This window comes from Cupriavidus sp. 96C5-1 (assembly GCF_057798855.1).
In genome coordinates this window covers 21,136-44,287 of sequence record NZ_JBYOJU010000042.1, presented here as the reverse complement: position 1 = coordinate 44,287, position 23,152 = coordinate 21,136, and the positions used below count along the sequence as shown (strand labels likewise).

Here is a 23,152-nt window from a genome sequence, read left to right as displayed (position 1 = left end):
CCCGCTCGTCGTCATCGCCGCCCGAACCGGTGGCGTTACTGGCTCATGCGCGGCCAATCCTGCCGGGCACTAACAGACACGGGAGCTCACTATGTTCACTTCGCGCAAACTGATCGGAAGCCTGGCCGTCGCCATTCTGGCCGCAGGCATGGCTGGCGGTGCAATGGCCGCAGAGACGCACTGGGACAAGACCCATCCGCGCCGCGAGCAGGTCAACGCTCGCCTGGCCAATCAGGACAAGCGCATCCACAACGAGGTCAAGGAAGGTGAAATCTCCCGCGGCCAGGCCGCCAGGCTGCATCGCGAAGACCGCCAGATCCGCAAGGAAGAACGCACGATGGCAAGCCACGATGGCGGCCACATCACCCGTGCCGATCAGCGTGCCGTCAACCAGCAGGAAAACGCGGTGAGCAAGCAGATCGGCCAATGAGCCCTGTCCCGACGCACGATGCCTGAGGCCCGATACCCCTGGCGACCGGATCGCCGGCCGATCGGATGACCAGGCAACCGGCCAGGGACGAGATGCAAGAAACACGAGGGGCCGCGAGCCCCTCTGTTCCGTATTGGGGGCTTCTTTTCATCGCCTGTCTCGCGACCGGCAGTAGCGCGGCCTACACTGCTTATATGGCCACTCTGTCAGGAGGCTGCCATGGTTGCCTCACTAGTCGTCCTGCTCATCGGACTGGCGTTATGCGCGCTCGTTGTCTGGGTGCTCCGCGAAAGGGATCCGACGCTACTGTCGGCGCAGGAACACTCGGTACGCGCCTGGTTCGACCATCTGATCCATCGGCACTGAGCGCGGTAACGCGCATCGCATCGGCCCGCCCATCCGGCGGGCTTCCTTTTGTCCCCTGCCCTCCCTGCCCGTTGGCGCGATGAGCGGATCGGCCCGGCGGGAATGCTGTACAGGCATTGCTGTCTAATAGTCTGGACGGACGGGGTACATCGATGAACACACGTATCCGAACCCTCACTATCTGCGCGGCAGTGTGCGTGCCACTGGCTGGCTGCGTGACCGAGCCCGCCTACGACGCCTATTCCCCCTATTCCCCCTATTACCCTTACCAGCCTTCGGCCGGTGACCTGGGCTACTACCCCTACGAGCCCTACTACGCCGGCGATCCCTACTACTACGACTATGGCTGGTGGCCCGGCTTCTATGGCGGTGGCTTCTTCTTCGGTGGTGATGGTCATCGCGGCGGACACCATGGCGGCCACGGCGAGGGCCGCGGCGAAGGCCACGGCCACGGCGGGGGCCACGGAGAAGGCCGCGGCGGCGAGGGCCATGGCGGCGGCCACGGCGGCGGTCACGGCCGGTAGGCAGCAGACGCCAGCCGGCATCGCATATCCCGCGTATCCGTCTCAATAGGGAGGCGCTTCCATGACAACCCTCACGCTGATCGTTGCCGCGCTGATGGTGCTGATGGTGTACATATTCGCGATCCGCGCGATCTTTCACCATGCCCGCCGCCCTCCGCATGGTGCGGTACAGCATCGCCGCCCGCGTCATTACCATTGGCGCACCTGATGCCAATGCGTTTTCCCACCGTTCTCCCTGCCGTACCGGAGCGTCCTTCGCGCGGGTGCTGATCGGCGGCGTCGCAGGCGTGGAGTGCATCCGAAGGGCTGTGCCCTTGATTCGGAAGTGCGCGCCACGCCATGCCAGATAGTGTCGGCCCGGCCGTGCTTCCGCGCGGCGGAACAGACACATCCAGCAGCAGGCTATCCGCGCATCCAAAAAAACAATGGTCAATTTCCACGTTGCAGCGGCCGGCATGTCAACGGCAAGGCGGGGCTTCGCACTAATGGAGAGGATGGCGCTTGCGCTTGCGCGGCCAAACCGGCGGCCACGACCGCAAGCCAACTGTTACCTGTACTTGCGGCTTGTCGCATCCCTCTTTTGGAGCAACCCATGAAGTATCCCGTCCTGGCATCCATGCTTGCCGCCCTTGGCATCGGGCTTTCGAGCGCCGCGCACGCTGTCGACGTCGGCATCAGCATTGGCATCCCGGCGCCTGTCGTGGTGGCCCCGGCCCCGGTGGTTATCGCGCCCGGCTGGTACGGGGAAAGGTATTACGACGGTCGCCGGTATTGGGAGCGCCGGGAATGGGAAGATCACCACCGTGGCCGCGACCGCGATGACTGGCATGACCATGAAGGCGATCATGACCATGGCCGAGGCCACGATCATGACCGTGGCCACGGTCACGGCCACGGCCACGATGACTAGGAACGGGAAAGCCGGACATTCACGGCAGCATGCCCGCGAGAAAGCGATTCACCTGGCGTGAAGCGCGCCGCGCCGTTGCTCCAGATGCATCGGGCGGGTACCCCGCGGGATTTTCACGTCCTCCTTGACCGTCGCGCCTGACTCGGACATCAGGCCTTCGGCATCGCTGTCGCTGCATGCCGAATCCCGTTCACCGCGTACGGGCAGCGTTGGTGCGGGGGCTGTGCAGGCGCCGCGCCGCGAACGCCCGGCCTATGGGCCGGCCGTTACTTTCCGATACAGAAGCAAGAGAAAGCTATCTAACCAATTGAATTTAAAGCAATTTTTTAGGCTCGCTTTAGACGCTTGGACATAAACTTGGACATACGTTCATGCCCTAGCGCTTCGTGGCCGACTGTGGATGACAGTGGAGACACTAGATACCGTGCGGGGGCGGGTCCTGTGGATATCTTTCGCTGCCATTCGTCGGTCACTACTGGCCAAGAGACAGGCCCTGTCTCTCATGGAGGCCAGACGTGCTTGATTCTAGCCGCGAAGCCCATTTTTTTCACGCCCTTGTTCGTCCGTAAATACGGGCGGGCGCATGCCGGATTGTTCGACGACACGAAGGCAGGCTTCGGCTGACATATGGCCCATCTGGCTATCTCGCCAGGACCGTATGGAGACCGAACATGTTCGACCAAACCAACCCTTCATCCAATGATTCGCGGGCCTCGGCCAACCCTCGCTCACCCGGCAACGTCAGCGTCCCCCTTGCGTTGCTGCTCGATGAGCGGCTGACGCCGCTGGAGCGCAATGCCTGGATGGTCTTCCGCGCCCGCGTGGGTGAAGACGGCACCAGTGCCCTGCCCAACTATGAGCAAATGCGCCCGTTCCTGGCCTGCAAGGCGGGCAATCAGAGGGCGGCATACGAGACGGCTTCGCGCACTGTCTGCGTGCTGCGCATGACGCGCTGGGTGCATCTGGCGGGGTATCGCCGCGACCCGCTCACCGGCCAGGTGCAGAACACGCTCTATGCCGTGCATGACACGCCGCAATCGTGCCCGGAGGTGTGTGCCTCGGACCCCGAGTACATCGAGTTGCTGGAGCGCTCCGTCTCGCACCTCAATCACGTCGTGCGCTCGGTGGCGATCGGCGTTTTGAATGAGCTGGCGGCGGATCGGGACTTGCCCGCGCCACTTCGCCAGCAGATTGCCTTGGCCCGCACTCGGGGCGGGCTGGCGGACGATGACGATCCCAGCAACCCGCCTCCGCCGCCATCAAAGGGGAAAGCACCCTTGCTAGTTGCCCGCGACGACACGGGTTCGATCACATCGAAGGCTGATTCGCCAGTACGTACGTATAAGTATTCTTTAAAAGAAGTACGTACGTACCGCGCGAGCACGCAAGAAAGCGACTCACCAACATCGGCGTCCCCGCTGCGGCTGCCGCCATGCCTGGACAAGATGGCTCCCGACCAGCACCGCGATGTGCAGATGGCCTTGCGGCGTCTGCCAAGTGAACACCAGCAAGACGTGCTGGACGAGTTGGAGGCCCGCGTGCAGTTGGGTGCTGTGCGCAATGCCGTGGCCTATCTGTTCGGCTTGGTGCGGCGCATGCTGGCAGGGGAATTCCGCTTGTGGGCAGCGAAGAAGCCTACCAGCCCCGACCCCGCTAATGCGCCTGCCCACAAGGCAACTCCGGCTGCACCGCCGACACCTGCGCATAAGCCTGCGGCGCCCGAGGTGGCGCAGGCATACCTTGCCCGGGCTCGCCGGCTCCTGGGGCAACCAACACGGGCCGGCGACATCGTGGCCGAGATGTTCTTGCAGGATGGGCGCACGCGGCCCAGCTCCGCGTAGGCCGATGGTTGGCGCTTCGTAGCCTGCGTCCTTTGAATCGGGGAATATCCACGCCATGGATATTTCTTAGATGGTTTATTTCATGGCCCTAATGGGCTCTGTCTCCCACCATGGAGGGGCACGTCGGTGAAGGTTCTACCGGGTGCTCCAGCAACCAAAGGAGGGAGACATGAAACGCAGGCACGCAAGCCAGGCCATCCTGGCATTCGGCGCACCGTTCGCGCTCGCAGCTTCGGCGCGAGCCGCCAGCAAGCCCATCGAGTGGGTTGTCGGCTTCGCGCCTGGCGGGGGCAACGATGCCGTTGCCCGCAGCGTAGGCGAGGTCTGGGGGCAGGCGCTCGGGCGGCCGGTGGTCGTCACGAACAAACCGGGTGCGGGCACCAACATCGCGGCTGAATACGTGGCACGCGCGAAGCTGCGTGGCGACATGGTCTTCTCGGCGGGGTTTCCCTCGCTTGCCGCCAATCCGCACTTGTTCAGCAAGCTCAATTACGACGCGCAGCAGGACTTTGCTCCTGTGGGGTTGCTGGCGCGGCTGCCATTGCTGCTGGTCGTGGGCAACCAGATGCCCACGCGCAACTTCAAGGCACTGGATACCTGGATTCGCCGGCAGGATGGCCCGGCCAGCTACGCCAGCCCGGGGCTGGGCACGCCGCACCATCTTGCCACCGAGCTGATGGCGCAGCGCATGGGCTGGAAGCTCACGCATGCGGTGTACAAGGGCGGGCTGCCGGCGCTGCTCGATGTGGTGAGTGGCCAGGTTCCCTTCATGTTCATCGACAGCGCAACCGGCGCACCGCTGATTGCCGCAGGCAAGGTGCATGCGCTGGGCGTTGCCAGTGCTACAAGGCTAAAGCAGTACCCCTATGTTCCGACGCTGGCCGAGCAAGGTCTGGACGGATTCGAGGCCGATGGATGGCAGGGGCTGGTCGCGCCCGCTGGCACCGACGACGCCACGCTGCAGGCTTGGTCGCAGGCGCTGCAAGAGGCCCTGCGTTCCCCAGCAGTCCTGGCGCGCTTCGATGCGTTGTCGCTGGAGCCGACGCCAAGCACACCCGCAGAGATGCGCGAGCACTGGTTGCGTGAGTACGAACGCTGGGGCAAGGTCATCAAGACGGCCGGAATCCGCCTGAACTGACCCGCGACGGGAGGCCGTCCAACTCGTTTTATAGCTCCGCCGACCTGGCCCTGCTGCAATAGCGCGAACTGGCTGGCGATTAGCTCGCGCGTCCTGCGCCATGCCGATGCACTCGGCGCTCTGCGTGATCCGCCTAGCCGGGCAGTGAGGTCGCGCAGCATCGGCTCCAGCGCATCGCACACCATTAGCTGCGGCATGTGCCCCATGATTGTTTCCACCGGCATGAGGGTGAGCATACCGGTCTTATCGACGCGCCCAAGTTCCCCGGCAGCCCAAACGGATGGTTTAGCGGAGATTTATAAGCCATTCTCACACTGAGATAGCTCGTGGTTCCATCGACCACCCAGATCAAGACATTTATCCACCCTCAGCCAGTCATAAAAGTAAATGCAGGAAACTATGGCAAATAATATAATTATCAGAATAAAAATTCTCTTCATGACTAGTATTTTCCAGGCAATCCATTCGGCCTAAATTTATCACAAACCTGCTCACAAGATTGGGGGGAGTTGGCACCTTGGCGTCCATGATGGTTTGCCACTTGATCCTCTATAGAAGCGCTTCTTGGATCTCCTTTGATTCTCTGGTCGGTTATCTCTCGCAAGTTTGATATTTTGCATGCCATCCATGAGGCATTCGCCCCTCTCTTCGCGGCCTCGCAATTCGCTTTGCAGTGGAAATATTTATCTCCCCCAATAGTGTTGGCGTCCCTCATATCTGTGTAATTTTTGTAGAAATCGCCCATAGCCTCAAATGGGCTTAAAATGGATTCCGGCTTGGGATAAATAATAGAATCAATCTGCTCTGGCGAGTAGCCTTTTTGTATCAGGTCTTGTATTTGAGATGCTCTTTGAGTTGTACCAGCCCCCATTCCCGGGAAGTTAGAAAAATCCTGCAGACCAAGAGGATCAAATCCCTCCATTGGATTCCATGGGTAAGCACTATTATTTAATCCACCTTTGAGACCAATTGGGTCTTGGTTGATATATATCCCAAGCATCGGATCGTAGTACCTGTGCCGGTTGTAGAACAGCCCCGTATCCCCATCCTGGTGCTGCCCCGGCAGCCGTATCGGCTGGTAAAGCCCCTTCGGATTGTGCTCCTGCTGCACATTGCCCCAGGCATCCAGCGCAGCAGCCCACTCGACCTCGCCTTGCTGGTCAACGAGTGCCTGGGGCGTGCCCAAGTGGTCGCACAGGTAGTGCCGTACCTCGATCTCTTTGGCCCGCAGCGCCCGGCTCTCTGCCCGGTCCTGCTGCAACAGCGCAAACTGGCTGGCCATCAGCTCCTGCGCATCCTGCGCCATGCCGATGCGCTCGGCGCTTTGTGCGAGCTGCTGTGCCGTGGCCTCCAGGTCGCGCAGCATCGGCTCCAGCATATCGCGCACCATAGGCTGTGGCAGGTGCCCCATGATGGTTTCCACCAGCGTGGGAGCGGCTTTTTCGACAGCGGCAGGCCGCCTGAGTTGCAGCAGCGGCGTGAAGCTGCCCGGCTCGTAGACGGTGTGGATGATCTCGGGCTGGGCCTTGCCCGCGCCATGGCGCTCGGTGTGGATGAGCCGGTCGCCGTCCCAGCCGTAGTAGTCCGCCTGCTCCTGCCAGTTGCCTTCTGCATTCCTGCTGTATTTCGCGAGCCGTCTGCCAAAGGCGTCGTAGCTGTAGCGCGCGGTGCTGTTGGTGTCGCCCTGCGTCACCGTCACCTGCACCAGTTGATTGCTTCCGTCGTACGCCAACAGCATGCGCCGGCCGCTGGCTTCGTCCACGCTTTCGGTGCGGTTGCCCCGGCTGTCGTAGCGGTAGTGCAGCCGCGCGCCTGCGCTGCCTGAATCCTCGCTGTTGCTGTAGTTGCCCACGCGGTTGCCAGCCCAGTACAGGGCGGCGTTGCCGGGCGCTCCCTCCGAGGTGTCGGTGCCGTGCAGCACGTTGTAGTGCGGCTCCATCCAGTGCGGCTGGGCCTGGCCCGGCTGGTGGGAGCCGCCCGGCGTGGCGAAGCGGGCCTGGTGCTGCGCGCGTTCCTCGGCCCGCTGGCGGTCGATGGTGGTGAGCTGGCCGGTAGGCGTGGTGATGGCTTCGGGTGCCTGCCCGGCGATGATCGGCAGGCGGTTGCCCGCCGCGTCGAAGCGCCATTGCTGCTGCCCGCCCTGCGGGTGCTGGGCAGAGGTGAGGCGCCCGGCCGCGTCGTAGCCAAAGCGGCTCGCGCCAGCCGGGGTTTCCATGCCCACCATCTGGCCCAGGCCGTCGTAGTGGTAGTGGCGCGAGGTGAGCGCACCGATCAGCGCTTGCGGCGCGCGCACCGGGCGGGCGGCATAGGCGGCTTGCGCGGGCGCATCCAGCATGTCGGCCGGCATGGCCGCGGGCAGGCCCGCCAGCCGCATGGCCCGCATCCGCCCGGCCTCGTCCCATTCGAGCTGGCGGGTGAACGGCTGTGCGGAGGCCGGCATGCCTGTCTCTTGGCTCCACAGGCGTTTGGTTTCGCGGTGCAGCGCATCGCGCTCGAAGTCCACAAGGCTGTTGTCTTCCCACAGCAGGCCGTGCAGGTGGCCCGAACCATAGAGCAGGTAGCCGACTTCGCCCAGTCCCTGCAATTGGCTGGCGATGCGGGCGCCCAGCGCGTCGAGCCGATGGTGGATGCGGTGCTCGAATTCGATTTCGGGGTCGGGCGGCACGGGGGACACATGGCCGTTGCTCACCTGCGGGGCCTTGAACAGGCGTTGTACCTCGCCTGTCACCCGGCCCGCGCCGTCGCGCTCGATCAGCGCCTGGCTCCGCATCCATTGCCGTCCGGTGTCGCTGTTGCCACTGCCGCTGGCCTGGGCGCTGTTTGCGCTCCAGACGCTGGCCTGCTGCAACTCGCCCGTTACGCTCCATTGGTAGCAGTGGGTCAGTGCCGGGGCCAGGGCCGTGGCCGGCAGGTGCCGCGCGGCCAGCCGGCCGGCCCGGTTCCATTCGTAGCGGGTGGTGTGTTCGGGCTGCTCTTGCTCGTCGGCCCAGCCGTCGCTCGATTGGCTGAGTTGCCCGGCCGCGTCGTAGCGGTAGCTTTGCACCCGGGCGTCGAAGCCGGTTTCGCGCACGAGCCGGTCCATGGCATCCCAGGCGAAGTGGGTGTGTTCGTCGTTTTCGTTGGTGAGCCGGGCAAGGCGCCCGGCGCTGTCGTAGGCGAAGGCCAGGCTGTGGCCGGCGTGGCTGCGGCGCGTGAGGCGCCCCCACTGGTCGTATTCCAGGCTGACCGGGGTTGGCGCGGAGGCACCGCCGTTGGCCGGCACGTGGCTGACCTGGCTGACCTGCCCCCGGTCGTCGTACTGGTAGCGCTGCGTGCTGCCATCGGCATGGTGCATGGCCTGCAGTTGGCCCCGCTCGTTGTACTGCCAGCTCATGCGCTCGCCAAGCGCGTTGGTCGTTGCCGCTGGCTGGCCCCAGCGGGTGTATTCGTAGTGGGTGGTGTAGCCGGAGCAGTCGGTGTAGCTGGCCAGTTGCCCGGCCGGGGTGTAGGCCAGTTGCTTGGCGCCGCCGCTGGCGTCGGTGATGCGGATGGGCTTGTCGGCGTTGAGCCGGTCGAGGGCCGGCTCGGGGTACTCGAAGCGTTCTTCGCTGCCGTCTGGCCCGGTAACGCGGATAAGCCGGTGGTGCGCGTCGTAGTGGTAGCCGGTGGTGCGGCCGGCCGCGTCGGTGGCGCTTTGCAGCAGGCCCGTGGCGTCGTCGTGGCTTTGGGTGCTGCGGGCGCCGTCCGGCCCCTGGGTGGCGAGCAACTGGCCCGTGGGGCTGATGAGCCGGCTCGCGGTGCGCCCCAGGGGGTCAGTGATGGCGCTCAGGTGCCCGTAGGGGGTGTAGTGGTACCGCAGGGTGGTGCCATCGGCCCGTGTGTGTTCGACCAGGCGCGCCAGCCCTGCCTCGCCCTGAAACACGTAGCTCTCCATGCGGCCCAGGCTGTCGCTGACCTGGCAGGCGTGGCGCGGCTGGCCGTCCGCTTCCGGCAGTGTCCGGTAGTCGAACTGGTAGTCCAGGCCCTGCTGGTTGCGCTGCTCGATCACTTTGCCGCCTGGCTCGTCGCGGTCGTAGGTGTAGTGGTGCTCCGGGCCGTCGCGCTCCTGGTGGAAGACCATAAGGTGGTTGCGCCAGCCAAAGCGGCGTACCTGTTCGCCGTGGCGGTCGTGCACGGTGATGAGGTCGCCCTGCGCGCTGTAGCCGTAGCGCACGAGCGGCATGGGCCGCGCGGCCTGTGTCTCCTGGTTGAGCAGCGGGTGGATGGGGTCGCGCACAAGGTCGATGCCGGTGAGGCGCAGGCCGCTGTCGGCCTGCCAGAAATAGTTGCCGTAATAGTTGCCGTCCTTGTGCGTGTAGTGCTTGGCGTCTTGCGCCGCAAGAGCCTGGCCATAGTGCAGTTGGTACAGGCGGCCCACGCCGTCTTCGATGGTGGTGATGCGCGGATGGCCGTCGGTGTCGCTCCAGCGGTAGCGCTGCGAACGGCCCAGGCGGTCGAGCTGGCCGAGCAGGACCCATTGCGCGCTGGGCGCGGGGAGTTGGTTCTCCGAGGGCTGGGCCTGGCCGGCTTGCAGGGCCTGGCGCGCGGTTTCGATGGCGTTCCAGTTAACGGGCGCGAAGATCCAGAGATGGTCGCCCGCGCCGTTGGCAGCGAAGATGAGATGGGCGCTGCAGGCGAGGTCGCGGCGCACCCAGGCGAATCGATCACGCCACCAGGCGGGGGCTTGCTGGTCTGCGGCGATGGGCTCTACCGTATGGGGTTCGTCGCTGGCCTCACCGGCGAAGCGGGCCGCGCCGCTGAGGCTGGCCAGCTCTTGCGCCAGCCCGCCCGGGTGCATGCCGGCGCGCAGCAGCCAGATGTCTTCGCTGGGGCTGTAGAGGGATTCGCCCGCAGGCAGCGCATCGAAGGTGATGGTGCGGCCCTGGCTGTCGTGCAGCAAGGTGGCGTCCGCCCGCACGGTAAGACGCATCTCCAGCGACACGGCCCAGCCGTAGCCGAGCATGCCGCAGTGGCCGCCCTGTTCGGCATTGACGTAGCTGCTGTACTGGCGCTGCCACACCAGCGGCATAGCGCCCGGCAGGGCGAAGTCGAGGTCGGCCGCGCCGGAGAGGACCTTGGCGCCGAGCTGCGGATTGACGGGGCTGCCGACCTTGACGCCACCGGGGCAGACGGAGCAGGCAATGCCGCCCTGGCTGCCTATCAGGACCGTGCGCGAGCCGGTGATGATCTTGCCGCCCTTGACGCTGTCGCTGATGCGCGCTGCTGGTTTGCCGCTCATAGGGTCCCCCTCTCTTGGTTGTTTGGTGATGCGGTGATGACGGTAGGGCTGGATGCGCCCGTCAGCAGTTGTGCTTGATCAGGTTCGCCAGGGCCTGGAACTGCTCCGGAGTGAAATGCGTGTTGGTAGGGCCGCAGGCGAATGTGATCCCTTTTGTCGCCTGAAACACGATCTCTTCGGCGATCACATGGTGCTTTTCCGCGACATGCAAGGTGTCGCTCTTGACCGTGGCCGTGCGCGAGCCGCCCACCATCTCGATCTTGTTCAAGCCGCTGACTTCGAGGCGCGGGCCGGCCACGATGGAGCTGTGCATTCCGCCTACGTTCTCCGCATGCGCCACTCCCGCAGTGAAGGTCGAGAGCAGGCCGACTTTTTCCGCGCGCACCTCTCCCACCGTGACGTCCAGTTTCTTCTTGATGTGGTCGGTTTCGTTCTGGTCGATGGTTTTGTCGCGGTTCTGGTGAACGGTGAGTTTTTCATCCATGTCCACCGTTTCGGTACGGTTCTGGTGGACGGTGATGGTTTCATTACCATCCACCGTCTCGGTGCGGTTCTTGTGGATGACGTTGGTTTCGTTGCCATCCACCGTCTTGCGCCTGTCGTTACCCACCCACTTGTCTTCATCGTGCTCGACCTCGGTGAGCTGGTCCTTCTGCGCATGTATCCAGAGCTGCTCTTCGCCCGCCTTGTCCTCGAAGCGCAGGGCGTTGGCGGTGCCGGGGCTGTCCTTCATCCCGTCGCCGGGCGTGCCGCCCTGGCTGCTGCGGGTCTTGATGCCCGACATGGTTTTTTGACTTGGCAAGTCCCACGGCGGCATCTGCATGGCGTTGTAGACACGGCCGGTGATGATGGGATAGTCCGGGTCGCCATTGAGGAAGTCGACAATCACCTCCTGCCCGATGCGCGGGATGTGCATGCTGCCGTAGTTGGCTCCGGCCCAGGTCTGCGATACCCGAATCCAGCAGCTGCTGTTTTCGTCCATCTTGCCGTAGCGGTCCCAGTGGAATTGCACTTTCACGCGGCCATACTTGTCGGTGTAGATTTCCTCGCCCGCCGGGCCGGTGACCACGGCCGTCTGCGGGCCGGTGGTGCTGGGCTTGGGTGTCACCCGCTGGCTGCGGTAGGGCACGCGCTTGGGCACGGCGGTGAAGGCAATGCGGTACGTGGTCGGGCTGTCGGTGCCGGCGCGCTTGGTTCCCCCCGAGCCGCCCGCGCCATCGCTGCGGCGCACGTTTTCTTCAAAGCGGTAGTAGGCTGTCTCGATCAGGTAGTCCTGGTTCTGGTCCTCGCGCGGGTATTTGTGAAAGGTGAACAGGTAGCCCGGAGCGATATTGCGGGCATTGCCCTCGCCCTGCATGACTTCCCGCTGGGCCTTTTGCTGCTCGATGCGGACGCGGGCGTAGTTCTCGCCATCGCCCACATCGGTGTAGCCTCCCGGCCAGTCGTAGATTTCGCGGCTGTCTTCGGTATGGCCTGCCGGCTGCTGCTGGCGCGTGGTGAGGTCGGCCTTCGGTTTTTCGAAATCGTAGTCGTCGGCCTCGAAATGCCCCGAAGCGATATCCTCCATGAAGCCCCAGCCATCGATGAAATCCTCATCGTGCACATGGGCGGCGCGGTCGCCCGAGTAATACGGGATGGCGGTTGGCCCGTTGGGCAGTGGACTGTGCGAGCCGATATCGTCGGCCAGCACCAGCGTATGGCTGCCGTTGCTGTGGCGATGGAAGTAATACAGCCCGTCGTGCTCCATCAGGCGCGAGACGAAGTTGAAATCGCTCTCGCCGTGCTGAACGATATACGGCCATTCCTTGTATTGGCCGGTCAGTTTGTCCTCGATGGGGAAGCCGTATTTGCCCAGCACTTCCTTGACGATCTCGGGAACGGTCTTGAACTGGAATATTTTGAAGTCGGTACGCCGTGCGGCATGCCACAGCCAGGGGCGCAATATCGCTTCATATGCGTAAAAATCTCCGTCTTTACCGCTGTAGGTGAACTGCGTTACCTGGCCCGACAGAAAGCGCGTGCCGCTGCCGTTTTCTTCGGTGGTCAGGTCCACCTCGATGCTCATGTCCTTGCCGAGCAGGGATTTGGCGGAGATGGAGGCGGACTCGCTGATGAGCCGTACACGGAATTCGTACAGGCGCGAAATCTGTTCGCTGCCAGCGAGCGAACGGAATTCCAATTGCTCGCCCAGCGGGCTGTGCGCGATGAATGTGCGATTACCCATATTTCCTCCCTCCGGCAACCGCGTGCGATCGCCAATCCATCAATACTTTTTCGACGACAGAGTTTTTTTCCGGCAGGCGGAATGGGCTGTTATTGCGTTTAGTCTGGCCCGTTGCACTGTTTGGGAAATGACCCCGGAACCGCCGTGGCTCCGGTGGTTCTGCGCCGCATCTTAAAAGCGCAAGGGCCGAAAGCAGCACAAAGACCGGATGGCTTGGCTGTATTAACTATCAATAACAAAAATTTAATCTTGATAATCTATTGAATCGGGGGAAGTGGGCGCTCTGGTTTCCGCCTTTGTCCATGGCAGGCTCGCAAGGCCAAGGCCCGGGCAGGTCTTCGCGGCCTGCGGCCTTGACCAAGAGGCGCTGCCTCTTGGAACTCCGTTCTCGCCGAAGGGCAAGGGTGCAGGGGGTAAAAGCCCCCCTGCACCCTGCCGTGAGGCTTGGGTCGCTGCGTGGGCGTCAATGGTGCGCTGCGCCGGGTGCTCGCCCGTTCGGTGCTCGCCTGCGGCTGCGCTCCGCTGCGGCCTGCGCGCCCGCCATTGACCCCCACTGCGCGCCGTCCAGAGCCTCCCAGGCAAGCCGCTGCGCAAATCAAGCTGCCCGTGCTGGGGGTGCAATGGGGCACCCATTGCGCGCCCAGGGCGGGTAGCCGACAAGCCCCGCAGGGGCGCGTCAGCAGGCACGCATACGGCTGGCCCAGCGCCTGGCTGCGCGGATGCTGCCGCAGCGCCTTTGGCTTTTTGCACGGCATCGCAGCGACGCGAGGGGGCCGTCACTGCACCGCAGTGACGGCCCCACGGAACCCGCACGAAATATGGGTTTGCGCGCGTTCCTATTGTTTGCGGCATGCGTGACGATGCCCCCCTACACTGGCCCTGCAGTACGCCAAGACCGATGGGCTTTGTTCATCGGCAACCCCAAAGACGCAGGTTCCCGCAAGCGTCTCCCTGTCCAGGGCGGAACCATCCCCAGGCATGCCCAGGCTCCCCCGCATGCCGCCCCTACCCATGGGGCAGAGCCGTTTTTCTCCGGCTGTTCTCGTCAATCCTGCGCCCACGGCGCGCTATTCCTGCGGCCACGTTTCGAGCGCAACGCTCGCTGACCGGCCTTACCCATCCCACTCACTCAAAGGAGGTTTTTTCACTGCCACTGGCTTGTTTGTCTTTCGCTGACCCTCTGCCCCATCTCCCTCCAGGGAGTACGGCAGACGCCTCATTTCGAGGCAAATCCGGTGTTCTGAGCACCATGCCCTCGTCCTTCGGGAGCCTCGCCTTGCGAGCCGGCAATTTCACTTACCGATTCGATCTCAGAGAGCAGGACAAGACGCAACACCCAACACCCAGGAGGTGCGCTATGGATGATTTGACCTACGGGCTGCGGCAGCTTTGCCGGCGCAACAAGGATGGCAGCCATGCCACCCAGGGCGACCGGCTGGGCGGGCTGACTCTGGTGGCTCGCCAGTTGGGCGAGGCGGGGTTTCGGCGGATGTCGCCGAATTCGCTCAAGGGTAAGCATGTGCAGGCGCTGGTGGAGCGCTGGCAGGCCGAGGGCCTGTCGGCCGGGACGGTGAAGAACCGGCTCGCGCATGTGCGCTGGTGGGCCGAGAAGGTGGGCAAGACCGGCCTTATCCCGGCAGATAACACGTTGCTGGGGGTGCCGCAGCGGCAGCATGTGACCAACGCGGACAAGTCAAGGACGTTGGGGGATGCGCTTGATGGCGTGCGCGATGCGCATGTGCGGATGAGCCTGCAATTGCAGCAGGCTTTCGGGCTGCGGCGCGAAGAGTCCATCAAGTTCCAGCCCCGCTATGCGGACCGGGGCGACCACATCGCGCTCAAGGGGAGTTGGACCAAGGGCGGGCGCGAGCGCACCGTGCCGATCACCACGGCCGAGCAACGGCAGGTACTCGACCAGGTGCACCAGTTGGCCGGCGCGGGATCGCTGATTCCAGCGCATAAGAGCTTTATCCAGCAGCGCAACTCTTACGATGGTCAGTGCAAGGCGGCGGGCCTGAGCAATATGCATGGGCTGCGGCATCGGTACGCGCAGGACCGCTATGAAGTGCTGACGGGCTGGAAGGCGCCAGCCGCTGGCGGGCCTTCGGCGCGGTCGTTGACGCCTGCGCAGCGCGCCATGGATGCGCAGGCGCGGCAGGCGATCAGCCGCGAGTTGGGACACGAGCGCACGCAGATTACGGCGGTGTATCTCGGTCGATGACTGCCATGGAGGTGCATCCGTCGCGGTGGCTTCGTGCACATGCCGATGGCGGCCATGGCGATGACGCGGGGACGGCATCGCCAGGCCGTCAGCACAATCTACGGCCGTGAAACAACCAAATTTGCGGCAGGTACAAGCGAGTCGATGGTGTCGGCCCAAGCCTGCAACATTTCTTTGCGCTGCTCTGCGTACTCAGCCCGGTTGTAGACACCGCGCACGCCGCCAATGGTGTGGTTGAGTGCCTTCTCCACCACATCGGACGCCCAGCCCTTCTCATGGAGCAAGGTGGATGCCGTCCGGCGCAGGTCGTGAACGGTGAATGCCGGAATATCCTGCCCCCGGAGCGAGACCTTTAGCGCCTGGTTGAGGGCGTTATGGGCGAACGGCTTCGTCAGTGAGCCACGCCCAGGCAAGACCCATTCGCTGGTGCCTGCAAGCACGAAGAGTTCGCGGAACAGCATTACCGCTTGCTTCGACAGATAGACGATATGCGGCTTGCCCGTCTTCGAGTTCTCCTGGGGAATGTGCCACTCGGCCTCTTCGAGATGCACGTCCTTTTGCTTGGCCAACAGCAGCTCCGATTTGCGTACCAGCGTCATGAGGATGAGTTGCAGGCTGATCTTGAACTGACGGCGGACGTTCGACAGGTGCACGGCTTGCAGGAACTGCTTGACTTCCTCGGTGGGCAATGCACGTTCACGCGAGACAGCTTTGTAGATGTGCCGCATGGGCAGTGCCATGACTGGATTGGCCGAGATCAGCCCGCATGTCACCGCGTAGTCCAACATGCGTTTAAGCATGCCGCGTACTTGCCCTGCTGCGGCGTCAAAACCCTGCTCCTTCTTGCGCCAGATAACCGACCGAACGTCGTCGGCCGTGAGTTCACATACCGGCTTCATGCCGATGTGCGGAAGAATGTCCTTGTCCAGATAGCGGCGCGGCATCGTGTTGTTCTTGCGGTCGCGCTGCTGGATTTCCTTGAAAAAACGCTCGGCAAATTGGCTCAGGGTGGTGTCTTCCGGGCCGGCCACCTTGGCGCGCTGTTTCTTCTGCGCGGGAGACTCGCCAATGGCCGCCATCTGCGAGGCGCCATCGCGCATGAGCCTGGCGTTCTTGAGGGTCAATGCAGGGTACTTGCCCAGCGTGAGCTTTTCGTACTTGCCGTTCAGCCGGTAGCGGTAGCGCCAGACCATCCCCCCGGTTGGAAATACCTCCAGGTACAGGCCGCGATCGTCGCTAACGGTGTAGGTCTTGTCCCTGGGCTTGAGTGCCTTCAAGGCAGTGTCGGTGAGTGCCATCTTCTTCCTCCGTATGTCCAAGTAGAGGAAGGCCCGGGCCAAAACCGCTACTTGGACATAAACTTGGACATAAAAACAGACGGCTTTCAGTGTGCTTCAGCAGAGCTTTATGGGCAAGAAACCTAGTATTCATGCGGGTTTCAAGGCGATTTGTAGACCTTGATGGAGCCCGGTGGAAGTGAGGTTATTTGCCAATGCAGAACCGCGTAAAGATCGTCCCCAGCAAATCGTCGCTGGTGAACTCGCCGGTGATGCTGTTCAGGTGATCCTGCGCCAGCCGCAGCTCTTCGGCGAACAGGTCCAGCGCTTGCGCCTGCTGTTCCGCGCGTTCGTTGGCCAGGTCCAGGTGGGATTGCGCGTTGCGCAGCGCGGTCAGGTGCCGTTCGCGCGCGAGGAAGGCGCCTTCGTTGCCGGATTGCCAGCCCACCAGGCGCAGCAGCTGCCCGCGCAGCAGGTCGATGCCGGCGCCGGTGCGCGCCGAGATCCATACCTCGGCCGGGTTGGGGCCGTTGGCCGCCACCACGTGCGGTCGGTTCGCGCCAAAGTGCACCTCGCCCACCTTCGGCGCCAGGTCGATCTTGTTGACCACGCGCAGGATCGGCGAGCCCGGCGGCAGGTGGCCGGAGAGGCGGTCATCGATGGCGTCGTCGATTTCAGACAGGCCGTGCCGCACGTAATCCGCGGCGTCCACCAGGTGCAGCACCAGGTCGGCGCGGCGCACCGCGTCCCAGGTGCGCTCGATGCCGATGCGCTCGACCTCGTCGGAGGCGTCCTCGCGCAGGCCGGCGGTGTCGATGATATGCAGCGGGATGCCTTCGATCTGGATGGTCTCGCGCACGCGGTCGCGCGTGGTGCCGGGAATCGGCGTGACGATGGCCAGTTCCGCGCCGGCCAGCGCGTTGAGCAGCGATGACTTGCCCACATTGGGCTGCCCCGCCAGCACCACCGACAAGCCCTCGCGCAGCAGCGAGCCTTGCCTGGCCTGCGCCAGCACGCCGCCAAGCGCATCACGGATCGCCGCGAGCTGGCCGCGCGCGTTGGAGGCTTCGAGGAAGTCGATCTCTTCCTCGGGAAAATCCAGCGTGGCCTCCACCAGCATGCGCAGGTGGATCACCTGCTCCACCAGTGCGCGGATGGCCTGCGAGAACACGCCCTCCATGGAGCGCGCCGCCGAGCGCGCGGCCGCTTCCGTGCTGGCTTCGATCAGGTCGGCCACGGCTTCCGCCTGGGCCAGGTCGAGCTTGTCGTTGAGGAAGGCGCGGCGCGTGAACTCGCCGGGCTCGGCCAGGCGCAGGCCGATGTCGCGGCCCGCTTCCAGGCAGCGCGCCAGCAGCATCTGCATCACCACCGGGCCGCCATGGCCCTGCAGCTCCAGCACCTCCTCGCCGGTGTAGGAGTGCGGCGCCGGGAAGTACAGCGCCAGGCCATGGTCGATGGTCTTGCCGTGGGCGTCGAGGAAGGGCAGGTAGGTGGCATGGCGCGGCTTGAGCGCCTGGCCGCACACGGCATGCGCGATCGCGCTGACATCGGGGCCGGACACCCGCACCACGCCGATGCCGCCGCGTCCGGGCGCGGTAGCGATGGCGGCGATGGGCGTGGCGTGGGCAGCGGAGGCGGAACGAGGCTGGAAAGAAGTCATGGCGATATTGTCGCAGATCGATCCGCCGCGGGTGCCGCCGCGGGCGCATCCGCCGCAGCCATGTCCAGGCATTGCGCCATCAGGCGGCGCGCCACCGCGCCGTCGACCAGGTTCCCCAGCTTGCGCTGGCGCCTGACCAGCTTGCGGTGCAGGCGCTTGCCCTGGCGCTTGGGCAGTACTGGCATCAGGGACTCGATGACATAGCGCAGCCGCTTGCTGCCGATGCGGTAGCGATGCACGCGCTCCAGGTCCCCTGGCTTCGCCGCACGCGCCAGCGCCCTCACCCGCTTGTCTGCGCGGCTTACCCTGCGCGGCGCAAACTCGCCCAGGCGGGCCCGCGCGGCGGCGCGCGCGCTCCGCGGGTTGCTGCCCAGATGCGTGAGGTCGCGGTGCAGCACGGGCAGCGGCCAGCGCTGGTATTCGGCCAGCTGCGCCACCATGGTCTCGCGCACGGCGTGGCGGCGGGTGACCGCGACGTCGTGCACGGCGGCCAGCACAGGATCTTCCGGCTGCAGGTCCAGCGCGGGCTGCAGCGTCTCGGCGATAAACACATCCCAGTCGCGCACCTCGCTGGCGGCCCGTGCCAGTTGGCGCAGGCATGCCTGCCAGCGCGCGCGCATGGTCCTGGGCAGGACCGGGCCGAACGCCCAGCAAACGGCGCGCAGATGCCGCACCGCCACCCGCAGCTCGTGCACGTCGTCGGGATGGTCGCGCCGGTGCAGGGCGTCGAGCAGGTCGGCGATGGCGACCAATCCCTCGTCACCGAGCGCGATGAAGGCATCGAGGGCTCGCATGCGAGGGTGCAACCGGATGGAATTGACGGCGCGCATGGCGTGGTTTCAGGGCATGTCTATCCAGTGTAGGCGATTGTGCCGGTTGCGCCGCACTCCCTTGACGCGGTTGCGCGTGATCGCCGCGGCACTCGTTGACATCGCGCCCGCTTCGCGCTGCAATGCGCATGGGGCATTGCGCGGGCCGTTCGTTGGTGGCCCGGCCGCCATGGCCACCCCAACCAGTACCCGACCACCCATGCAGTGCGAGGAGAAGCCCATGTCCACCGAACAAGAGCGGCGTTTGCTGCGGGACACCATCGAAGCCGGTTTTCGCGAGGCCGCCTTTGTCACGGACATCGGCATCCGTCTCGTGGATTGCGGACCCGGCTGGTGCGAGAGCGAGCTGCTGGTCACCCCGCGCCACCTGCAGCACGGCGGCATCGTGCATGCCGGGGTGCAGGCCACCATGGCGGATCACACCGCCGGCGCCGCGGCCACCACCATGCTCGACACCGGGCGCCACGTGGTCACCGCCGAGTTCAAGATCAACCTGCTCCGCGCCGCCCGCACCGAGCGCCTGGCCTGCCGCGCGGATGTGCTCAAGTCCGGCCGCAGCATCATCGTGGTGGAGGCCGATGTGTTTGCCAGCGTGCATGGCGAGGCGGTGCTGGTCAGCCGCTTCAACGCCACCATGAGCGTGCTGGACCTCGCCTGAAGCGAGGCCCGCAGCAAGCGCGGGCATCGGCCACTATTGCTGCGCGAGCATCAGGTTCAGGTTCTGAACCGCAGCGCCGGATGCGCCTTTGCCGAGATTATCGAACACCGCGGACAGCAGGACGTGCCCGTGTTCCACGTTAGGAAATACGCTCAGGCGCATGTCGTTCGTACCGTTCAGCACTTGCGGGTCCAGGTGCTTCAAGGCGCAGGATTCGTGCAGCGGCAAGACGCGTACGTGGGCCGCCTCGGCATAGTGGCGTGCGAGGCATGCGTGCAACGTGGCGCCATCCACGTCGGGTGCCAGCAGCCGCAACGCCAAGGGCACCGTCAGCACGATGCCCTGGCGGAACGCACCATACGCAGGGACGAAGATGGGACGCTGCGCGAGCCCGGCGTGCTGCTGGATCTCCGGGGTGTGCTTGTGCGCGAGTTCCAGGCCATATACCTGGTATGAAGGCGCGTTGACGGCACCCTGCCCCTCATGTTCCTCCACGCCGGCACGCCCGCGTCCGGAGTAGCCGGACACCGCATGAATGCTGATCGGGTAGTTGCCTGGTATGAGCCCAGCCTGCATCAGGGGACGCAGCAAGCCAATGGCACCGGTCGGATAGCAACCGGGATTGGTGACCCGACGTGCGTTCGCGATGCGCTCGGCCTGTCCCGGCGCCATTTCCGGAAAGCCGTATGTCCAGTCCGGCTGCGTGCGGTGGGCGGAACTTGCGTCGATGACTCTGACGGCAGGATTGACAATGGCGTCCACTGCCTCGCGCGCGGCGGCATCAGGCAAACAGAGGATGGCGATGTCGCAGGCGTTGATGGCTTCTGCGCGACGCCGCGCATCCTTGCGTTCCGCGGCGGCAAGCGTGAACAGTCTAAGGTCGGTCCGGTTGCGCAGCCGTTCGTGGATTTGCAACCCGGTGGTGCCTTGGTCGCCGTCGATGAAAACAAGGGGAGAGCGCATACGTGGAATACTCCGGTGGCTGTGGGTTGTAACAAGTACAACGAGCCCCTATGTTCCATGGACCGCTAGAATAGAGAAAGTTGTATTTCATAACGTGAATATTCAGTTTTTCTGAATCTGGACGCCGACATGCGAGAGATCAGCCTGGACCGTTTGCGCACTCTGGTCGCCATTACCGACCGTGGCTCATTTGCCGATGCGGCGCGTGCATTGCACCTGGCGCCGCCAACGGTCAGCCTCCACATCGCCGAACTCGAAGACCGCATCGGGGCTCCACTGCTGTCACGCAAGCGCGGACATGTCAGGCCGTCGGCGATAGGCGAGGTGCTGGTGGAGCGCGCGCGTCGACTGCTGGCCGATGCGGAGCAGGCGTTGGACGATATTCAACGCCAGGTGCAGGGGCTCGAAGGGCGCGCGCGGGTCGGTGCGTCGACGGGCGTGCTCGCGCACCTGTTGCCGCAAGCGCTTGAGGTGCTGCGCCAGCACCATCCCGCTATCGACATCCAGGTTGCCGTACTCACTTCGCATGAAACGCTGTCCCGGCTGGCGGATGGAACGCTGGATGTCGGGCTGGTCGCACTGCCTCAGCCCCCGGTAGCCGGACTCGTGATAAAGCCCTGGCGCCGCGACCCCGTGATGGCCTTTGTGCCGGCGCATTGGCGGTGTCCGGCCCGCGTCACGCCTGAATGGCTCGCCGCCCAACCCCTCATTCTCAATGACGCGACCACGCGGCTCTCGCGTCTGACTGCGGAGTGGTTCGCGAGCGGGGGGCACCATCCTGCGCCGCGCATCCAGCTCAACTACAACGACGCGATCAAGAGCCTGGTAGCGGCAGGCTACGGCGCAGCGCTGTTGCCCCATGAGGCCACTACGCCATTACCCGATAGTCGCATTGTCATGCGTCCGCTGCGCCCGGCGTTGTGGCGTCGGCTCGGCATTGCACATCGTGCGGGCTACGTCGAGCGTTCCACGCAACACGTACTTGATGTGTTGTGGGATCTGCGATTGGCGTAGGCGCTGCCATTTGCCATTTGCCATTTGCCATTTGCCACTTGCCGCTTCGGTTCGTTCTCGCTGGGACAGTAGCCTGATTGCACGCCGCTAGCATCTGGCTTCACGCAAGTCAGGGCGGTAGCAGGGCAGAACAGGCGGCGGCCAGAACCTCACGGCTCAAACCATCGAGCAGCGCTGACGCCGCCCGTGCGTGTTGCCAGTGAAGCGATACGTCCAGCGGGGTGTGCGGCACCAGCTCGACCAGTGAGCCGTCCTCAAGATGAGGGGCGATCAGCGCCTGCGGATGGAGGCCCCAGCCCATGCCAGCCACAGCCGCCGCCACAAAGGCCTGGGACGAAGGCAACGTGTGGCGGGGAAGCTCCACATGCCGATGGCACAAGCGCCGTGCCCAGCGCGCCTGCAATTCATCTTTGGTGTTGAACACCAGGCTGGGCGCCGTCGCCAGACTGCCAGCCCCCACGCCGTCGGCGAAATAGCGTTGCACGAACGCCGGGCTGGCGGCCGCCAGGTAGCGCATCGAACCCAACGGGCGGCTATTGCAGCCAGCGGCGGGACGGGCCGTGGCGGTCACGGCGGCCAGCACCGCGCCGCTGCGCAACCACTCGGTGGTGTGGTCCTGGTCATCCACCGCCACCGCCATCAACACGGGGTTTTCCGCACCGAAAGCAGCGATGGCCGGGGCGAGCCAGGTGGCCAGGCTGTCGGCATTCACCGCAATCGGCAGCGCTACCCGGGCAATCCCCTGCGGCGCAAGCGTCGGTAGCGCGCCTTGCAATTCCTGCTCGAGCAGCCGCACATGGTCAACGTGCTGGCACAGTCGTCGTCCCGTCTCCGTGGCCCGGCAGGGCTGGTCGCGCACGACCAGCGCGCAGCCCACGCGCTCCTCCAGCAGCCGGATACGCTGCGAAATCGCCGATGGCGTGACATGGAGCGCGCGGGCGGCACGCTCGAAGCTGCCCTCTCGAACCACGGCAGCCAATGCAGACAAAGCGGAGTAATCCAGCATCGGATAAGGCAGGCTAAATCAAATGAAGGAGAAGTAGTTTGTCTTCATTCGCGAGTGCGGGCAAGCTCAACCCATGACTACCTCGCTTGCCACCGCTTCGCTCGCTTTATCCGTTTCCCTCCAGGGCCTGGCCCTGAGCCTGGGGCTCATCGTGGCCATCGGCGCGCAGAACGCATTCGTGCTGCGCCAGGGTCTGCGCCGTGAACATGTGGGCAGCATCGTGCTGTTCTGCGCCATGGGGGACGCGCTGCTGATTGCGGCCGGTGTCCTGGGCATGGCCCAGGCCTTGGGGGAGCGCCCGGCCCTTGCGCGTGCACTGGCGCTGGCCGGTGCCCTCTTCCTGGCGGTATATGGATGGCAGGCGCTGCGACGTGCGCGGCATTCTCACCAATTGAAAGCCTCCGTGGGCGGGGATGGTCTCAGCCGGGGTGCCGCCTTGGCTCAGGCGGCTGCCTTCACGCTGCTCAACCCGCATGTCTACCTTGATACGGTGCTGCTGGTGGGGAGCATCGGTGCCCAGCAGCCAGCGGCGCTACGTGGCTGGTTCGTGGCGGGCGCAAGCTCGGGCAGCCTGTTCTGGTTTGTGCTTCTGGGATTTGGCGCGCGCTGGCTGGCACCCTGGTTCGCCCGGGCGAGGGCCTGGCAGGTGCTGGATGGCCTGATCGGCATGACCATGCTCGTCCTGTCGGCCCTGCTGGTACGTCACGCCCTCAACGGATTCTGAGGCTTGCGACACCAGCGCCGTGCGGTAAGGCGACGGTGCTTTGACTGGCAACGCCCGGATGACGCCCGGCGGATGCCCGCCTGGGGCCGACAAGCGACCTTCATTCCCC

17 protein-coding genes are annotated in these 23,152 nt (G+C 64.6%); 10 read left to right on the top strand and 7 right to left on the bottom strand.

Translation table 11 applies throughout. The features are described 5' to 3' along the window. Positions 1-91: 91 nt before the first annotated feature. The 6 genes from AC3FOF_RS33945 (at position 92) to AC3FOF_RS33920 (ending at position 5,209) form a co-directional block, all read left to right on the top strand. Positions 92-430 carry a hypothetical protein gene (locus AC3FOF_RS33945; protein WP_488729096.1) on the top strand — a complete coding sequence of 113 codons (339 nt, stop codon included), beginning with the start codon at positions 92-94 and terminating at the stop codon, positions 428-430. Positions 431-948: 518 nt separating this feature from the next. Then, positions 949-1,320 (top strand): hypothetical protein, encoded by a 372-nt coding sequence (locus tag AC3FOF_RS33940; protein WP_488729095.1) that lies wholly within the window; start codon positions 949-951, stop codon positions 1,318-1,320. A gap of 61 nt (positions 1,321-1,381) precedes the next feature. Beyond that, the gene (locus AC3FOF_RS33935; RefSeq protein WP_488729094.1) at positions 1,382-1,528 is read left to right on the top strand and encodes a hypothetical protein; all 147 of its coding nucleotides are present in this window, start codon (positions 1,382-1,384) and stop codon (positions 1,526-1,528) included. 384 nt (positions 1,529-1,912) lie between these two features. Then, positions 1,913-2,230, top strand: a complete 318-nt coding sequence (locus AC3FOF_RS33930; RefSeq protein WP_276264392.1) for a hypothetical protein — start codon at positions 1,913-1,915, stop codon at positions 2,228-2,230. Between the two features lie 671 nt (positions 2,231-2,901). After that, on the top strand, positions 2,902-4,071 hold the full coding sequence (locus tag AC3FOF_RS33925) for an STY4528 family pathogenicity island replication protein (protein WP_488729093.1): 1,170 nt from the start codon (positions 2,902-2,904) through the stop codon (positions 4,069-4,071). A 169-nt stretch (positions 4,072-4,240) separates the two neighbouring features. Then, positions 4,241-5,209 carry a Bug family tripartite tricarboxylate transporter substrate binding protein gene (locus AC3FOF_RS33920; RefSeq protein ID WP_488729092.1) on the top strand — a complete coding sequence of 323 codons (969 nt, stop codon included), beginning with the start codon at positions 4,241-4,243 and terminating at the stop codon, positions 5,207-5,209. 442 nt (positions 5,210-5,651) lie between these two features. Here the strand turns inward: AC3FOF_RS33920 and AC3FOF_RS33915 are convergent, their stop codons facing one another. Further along, the gene (locus tag AC3FOF_RS33915) at positions 5,652-10,466 is read right to left on the bottom strand and encodes an RHS repeat-associated core domain-containing protein (RefSeq protein WP_488729091.1); all 4,815 of its coding nucleotides are present in this window, start codon (positions 10,464-10,466) and stop codon (positions 5,652-5,654) included. A 61-nt stretch (positions 10,467-10,527) separates the two neighbouring features. Beyond that, a complete protein-coding gene (locus AC3FOF_RS33910) occupies positions 10,528-12,690 on the bottom strand; it encodes a type VI secretion system Vgr family protein (protein ID WP_488729090.1) in 2,163 nt (720 codons plus the stop codon). 1,357 nt (positions 12,691-14,047) lie between these two features. On the opposite strand from AC3FOF_RS33910, the gene AC3FOF_RS33905 reads away from it, so the two are divergent. After that, positions 14,048-14,911 carry a phage integrase N-terminal domain-containing protein gene (locus AC3FOF_RS33905; protein ID WP_488729116.1) on the top strand — a complete coding sequence of 288 codons (864 nt, stop codon included), beginning with the start codon at positions 14,048-14,050 and terminating at the stop codon, positions 14,909-14,911. A 98-nt stretch (positions 14,912-15,009) separates the two neighbouring features. On the opposite strand, the gene AC3FOF_RS33900 is transcribed toward AC3FOF_RS33905, so the two are convergent. The 3 genes from AC3FOF_RS33900 to AC3FOF_RS33890 form a co-directional block, all read right to left on the bottom strand. Further along, positions 15,010-16,209: a tyrosine-type recombinase/integrase gene (locus AC3FOF_RS33900; RefSeq protein WP_488729089.1), complete on the bottom strand. Its 1,200-nt coding sequence runs from the start codon at positions 16,207-16,209 to the stop codon at positions 15,010-15,012. Between the two features lie 184 nt (positions 16,210-16,393). Next, a complete protein-coding gene (mnmE, locus tag AC3FOF_RS33895) occupies positions 16,394-17,848 on the bottom strand; it encodes a tRNA uridine-5-carboxymethylaminomethyl(34) synthesis GTPase MnmE (RefSeq protein ID WP_488729088.1) in 1,455 nt (484 codons plus the stop codon). Then, positions 17,845-18,642 (bottom strand): CHAD domain-containing protein, encoded by a 798-nt coding sequence (locus tag AC3FOF_RS33890; RefSeq protein WP_488729087.1) that lies wholly within the window; start codon positions 18,640-18,642, stop codon positions 17,845-17,847. Before AC3FOF_RS33890 ends, mnmE begins: the two co-directional genes overlap by 4 nt. Before the next feature lie 256 nt (positions 18,643-18,898). Between AC3FOF_RS33890 and AC3FOF_RS33885 the strand changes: the two genes are divergently transcribed. After that, positions 18,899-19,336 carry a PaaI family thioesterase gene (locus tag AC3FOF_RS33885; protein WP_488729086.1) on the top strand — a complete coding sequence of 146 codons (438 nt, stop codon included), beginning with the start codon at positions 18,899-18,901 and terminating at the stop codon, positions 19,334-19,336. Between the two features lie 33 nt (positions 19,337-19,369). On the opposite strand, the gene argC is transcribed toward AC3FOF_RS33885, so the two are convergent. Beyond that, positions 19,370-20,299: an N-acetyl-gamma-glutamyl-phosphate reductase gene (argC, locus tag AC3FOF_RS33880; RefSeq protein ID WP_488729085.1), complete on the bottom strand. Its 930-nt coding sequence runs from the start codon at positions 20,297-20,299 to the stop codon at positions 19,370-19,372. 129 nt (positions 20,300-20,428) lie between these two features. On the opposite strand from argC, the gene AC3FOF_RS33875 reads away from it, so the two are divergent. Next, a complete protein-coding gene (locus AC3FOF_RS33875) occupies positions 20,429-21,313 on the top strand; it encodes a LysR family transcriptional regulator (protein WP_017225460.1) in 885 nt (294 codons plus the stop codon). 109 nt (positions 21,314-21,422) lie between these two features. On the opposite strand, the gene AC3FOF_RS33870 is transcribed toward AC3FOF_RS33875, so the two are convergent. Beyond that, the gene (locus tag AC3FOF_RS33870) at positions 21,423-22,319 is read right to left on the bottom strand and encodes a LysR family transcriptional regulator ArgP (protein ID WP_488729084.1); all 897 of its coding nucleotides are present in this window, start codon (positions 22,317-22,319) and stop codon (positions 21,423-21,425) included. A 73-nt stretch (positions 22,320-22,392) separates the two neighbouring features. Here AC3FOF_RS33870 and AC3FOF_RS33865 point away from each other — a divergent pair, with 73 nt between their 5' ends. After that, on the top strand, positions 22,393-23,043 hold the full coding sequence (locus tag AC3FOF_RS33865; protein ID WP_488729083.1) for a LysE/ArgO family amino acid transporter: 651 nt from the start codon (positions 22,393-22,395) through the stop codon (positions 23,041-23,043). Positions 23,044-23,152: the final 109 nt, after the last annotated feature.

Coding starts and splice junctions, on each gene's coding strand:
- AC3FOF_RS33910 (WP_488729090.1), bottom strand. CDS start 12,690: ATGGGTAATCGCACATTCATCGCGCACAGCCCGCTGGGCGAGCAATTG.
- AC3FOF_RS33870 (WP_488729084.1), bottom strand. CDS start 22,319: ATGCTGGATTACTCCGCTTTGTCTGCATTGGCTGCCGTGGTTCGAGAG.
- AC3FOF_RS33945 (WP_488729096.1), top strand. CDS start 92: ATGTTCACTTCGCGCAAACTGATCGGAAGCCTGGCCGTCGCCATTCTG.
- AC3FOF_RS33935 (WP_488729094.1), top strand. CDS start 1,382: ATGACAACCCTCACGCTGATCGTTGCCGCGCTGATGGTGCTGATGGTG.
- AC3FOF_RS33900 (WP_488729089.1), bottom strand. CDS start 16,209: ATGGCACTCACCGACACTGCCTTGAAGGCACTCAAGCCCAGGGACAAG.
- AC3FOF_RS33920 (WP_488729092.1), top strand. CDS start 4,241: ATGAAACGCAGGCACGCAAGCCAGGCCATCCTGGCATTCGGCGCACCG.
- AC3FOF_RS33915 (WP_488729091.1), bottom strand. CDS start 10,466: ATGAGCGGCAAACCAGCAGCGCGCATCAGCGACAGCGTCAAGGGCGGC.
- AC3FOF_RS33940 (WP_488729095.1), top strand. CDS start 949: ATGAACACACGTATCCGAACCCTCACTATCTGCGCGGCAGTGTGCGTG.
- AC3FOF_RS33925 (WP_488729093.1), top strand. CDS start 2,902: ATGTTCGACCAAACCAACCCTTCATCCAATGATTCGCGGGCCTCGGCC.
- AC3FOF_RS33875 (WP_017225460.1), top strand. CDS start 20,429: ATGCGAGAGATCAGCCTGGACCGTTTGCGCACTCTGGTCGCCATTACC.
- AC3FOF_RS33930 (WP_276264392.1), top strand. CDS start 1,913: ATGAAGTATCCCGTCCTGGCATCCATGCTTGCCGCCCTTGGCATCGGG.
- AC3FOF_RS33865 (WP_488729083.1), top strand. CDS start 22,393: ATGACTACCTCGCTTGCCACCGCTTCGCTCGCTTTATCCGTTTCCCTC.
- AC3FOF_RS33885 (WP_488729086.1), top strand. CDS start 18,899: ATGTCCACCGAACAAGAGCGGCGTTTGCTGCGGGACACCATCGAAGCC.
- AC3FOF_RS33905 (WP_488729116.1), top strand. CDS start 14,048: ATGGATGATTTGACCTACGGGCTGCGGCAGCTTTGCCGGCGCAACAAG.
- argC (WP_488729085.1), bottom strand. CDS start 20,299: ATGCGCTCTCCCCTTGTTTTCATCGACGGCGACCAAGGCACCACCGGG.
- mnmE (WP_488729088.1), bottom strand. CDS start 17,848: ATGACTTCTTTCCAGCCTCGTTCCGCCTCCGCTGCCCACGCCACGCCC.
- AC3FOF_RS33890 (WP_488729087.1), bottom strand. CDS start 18,642: ATGCGAGCCCTCGATGCCTTCATCGCGCTCGGTGACGAGGGATTGGTC.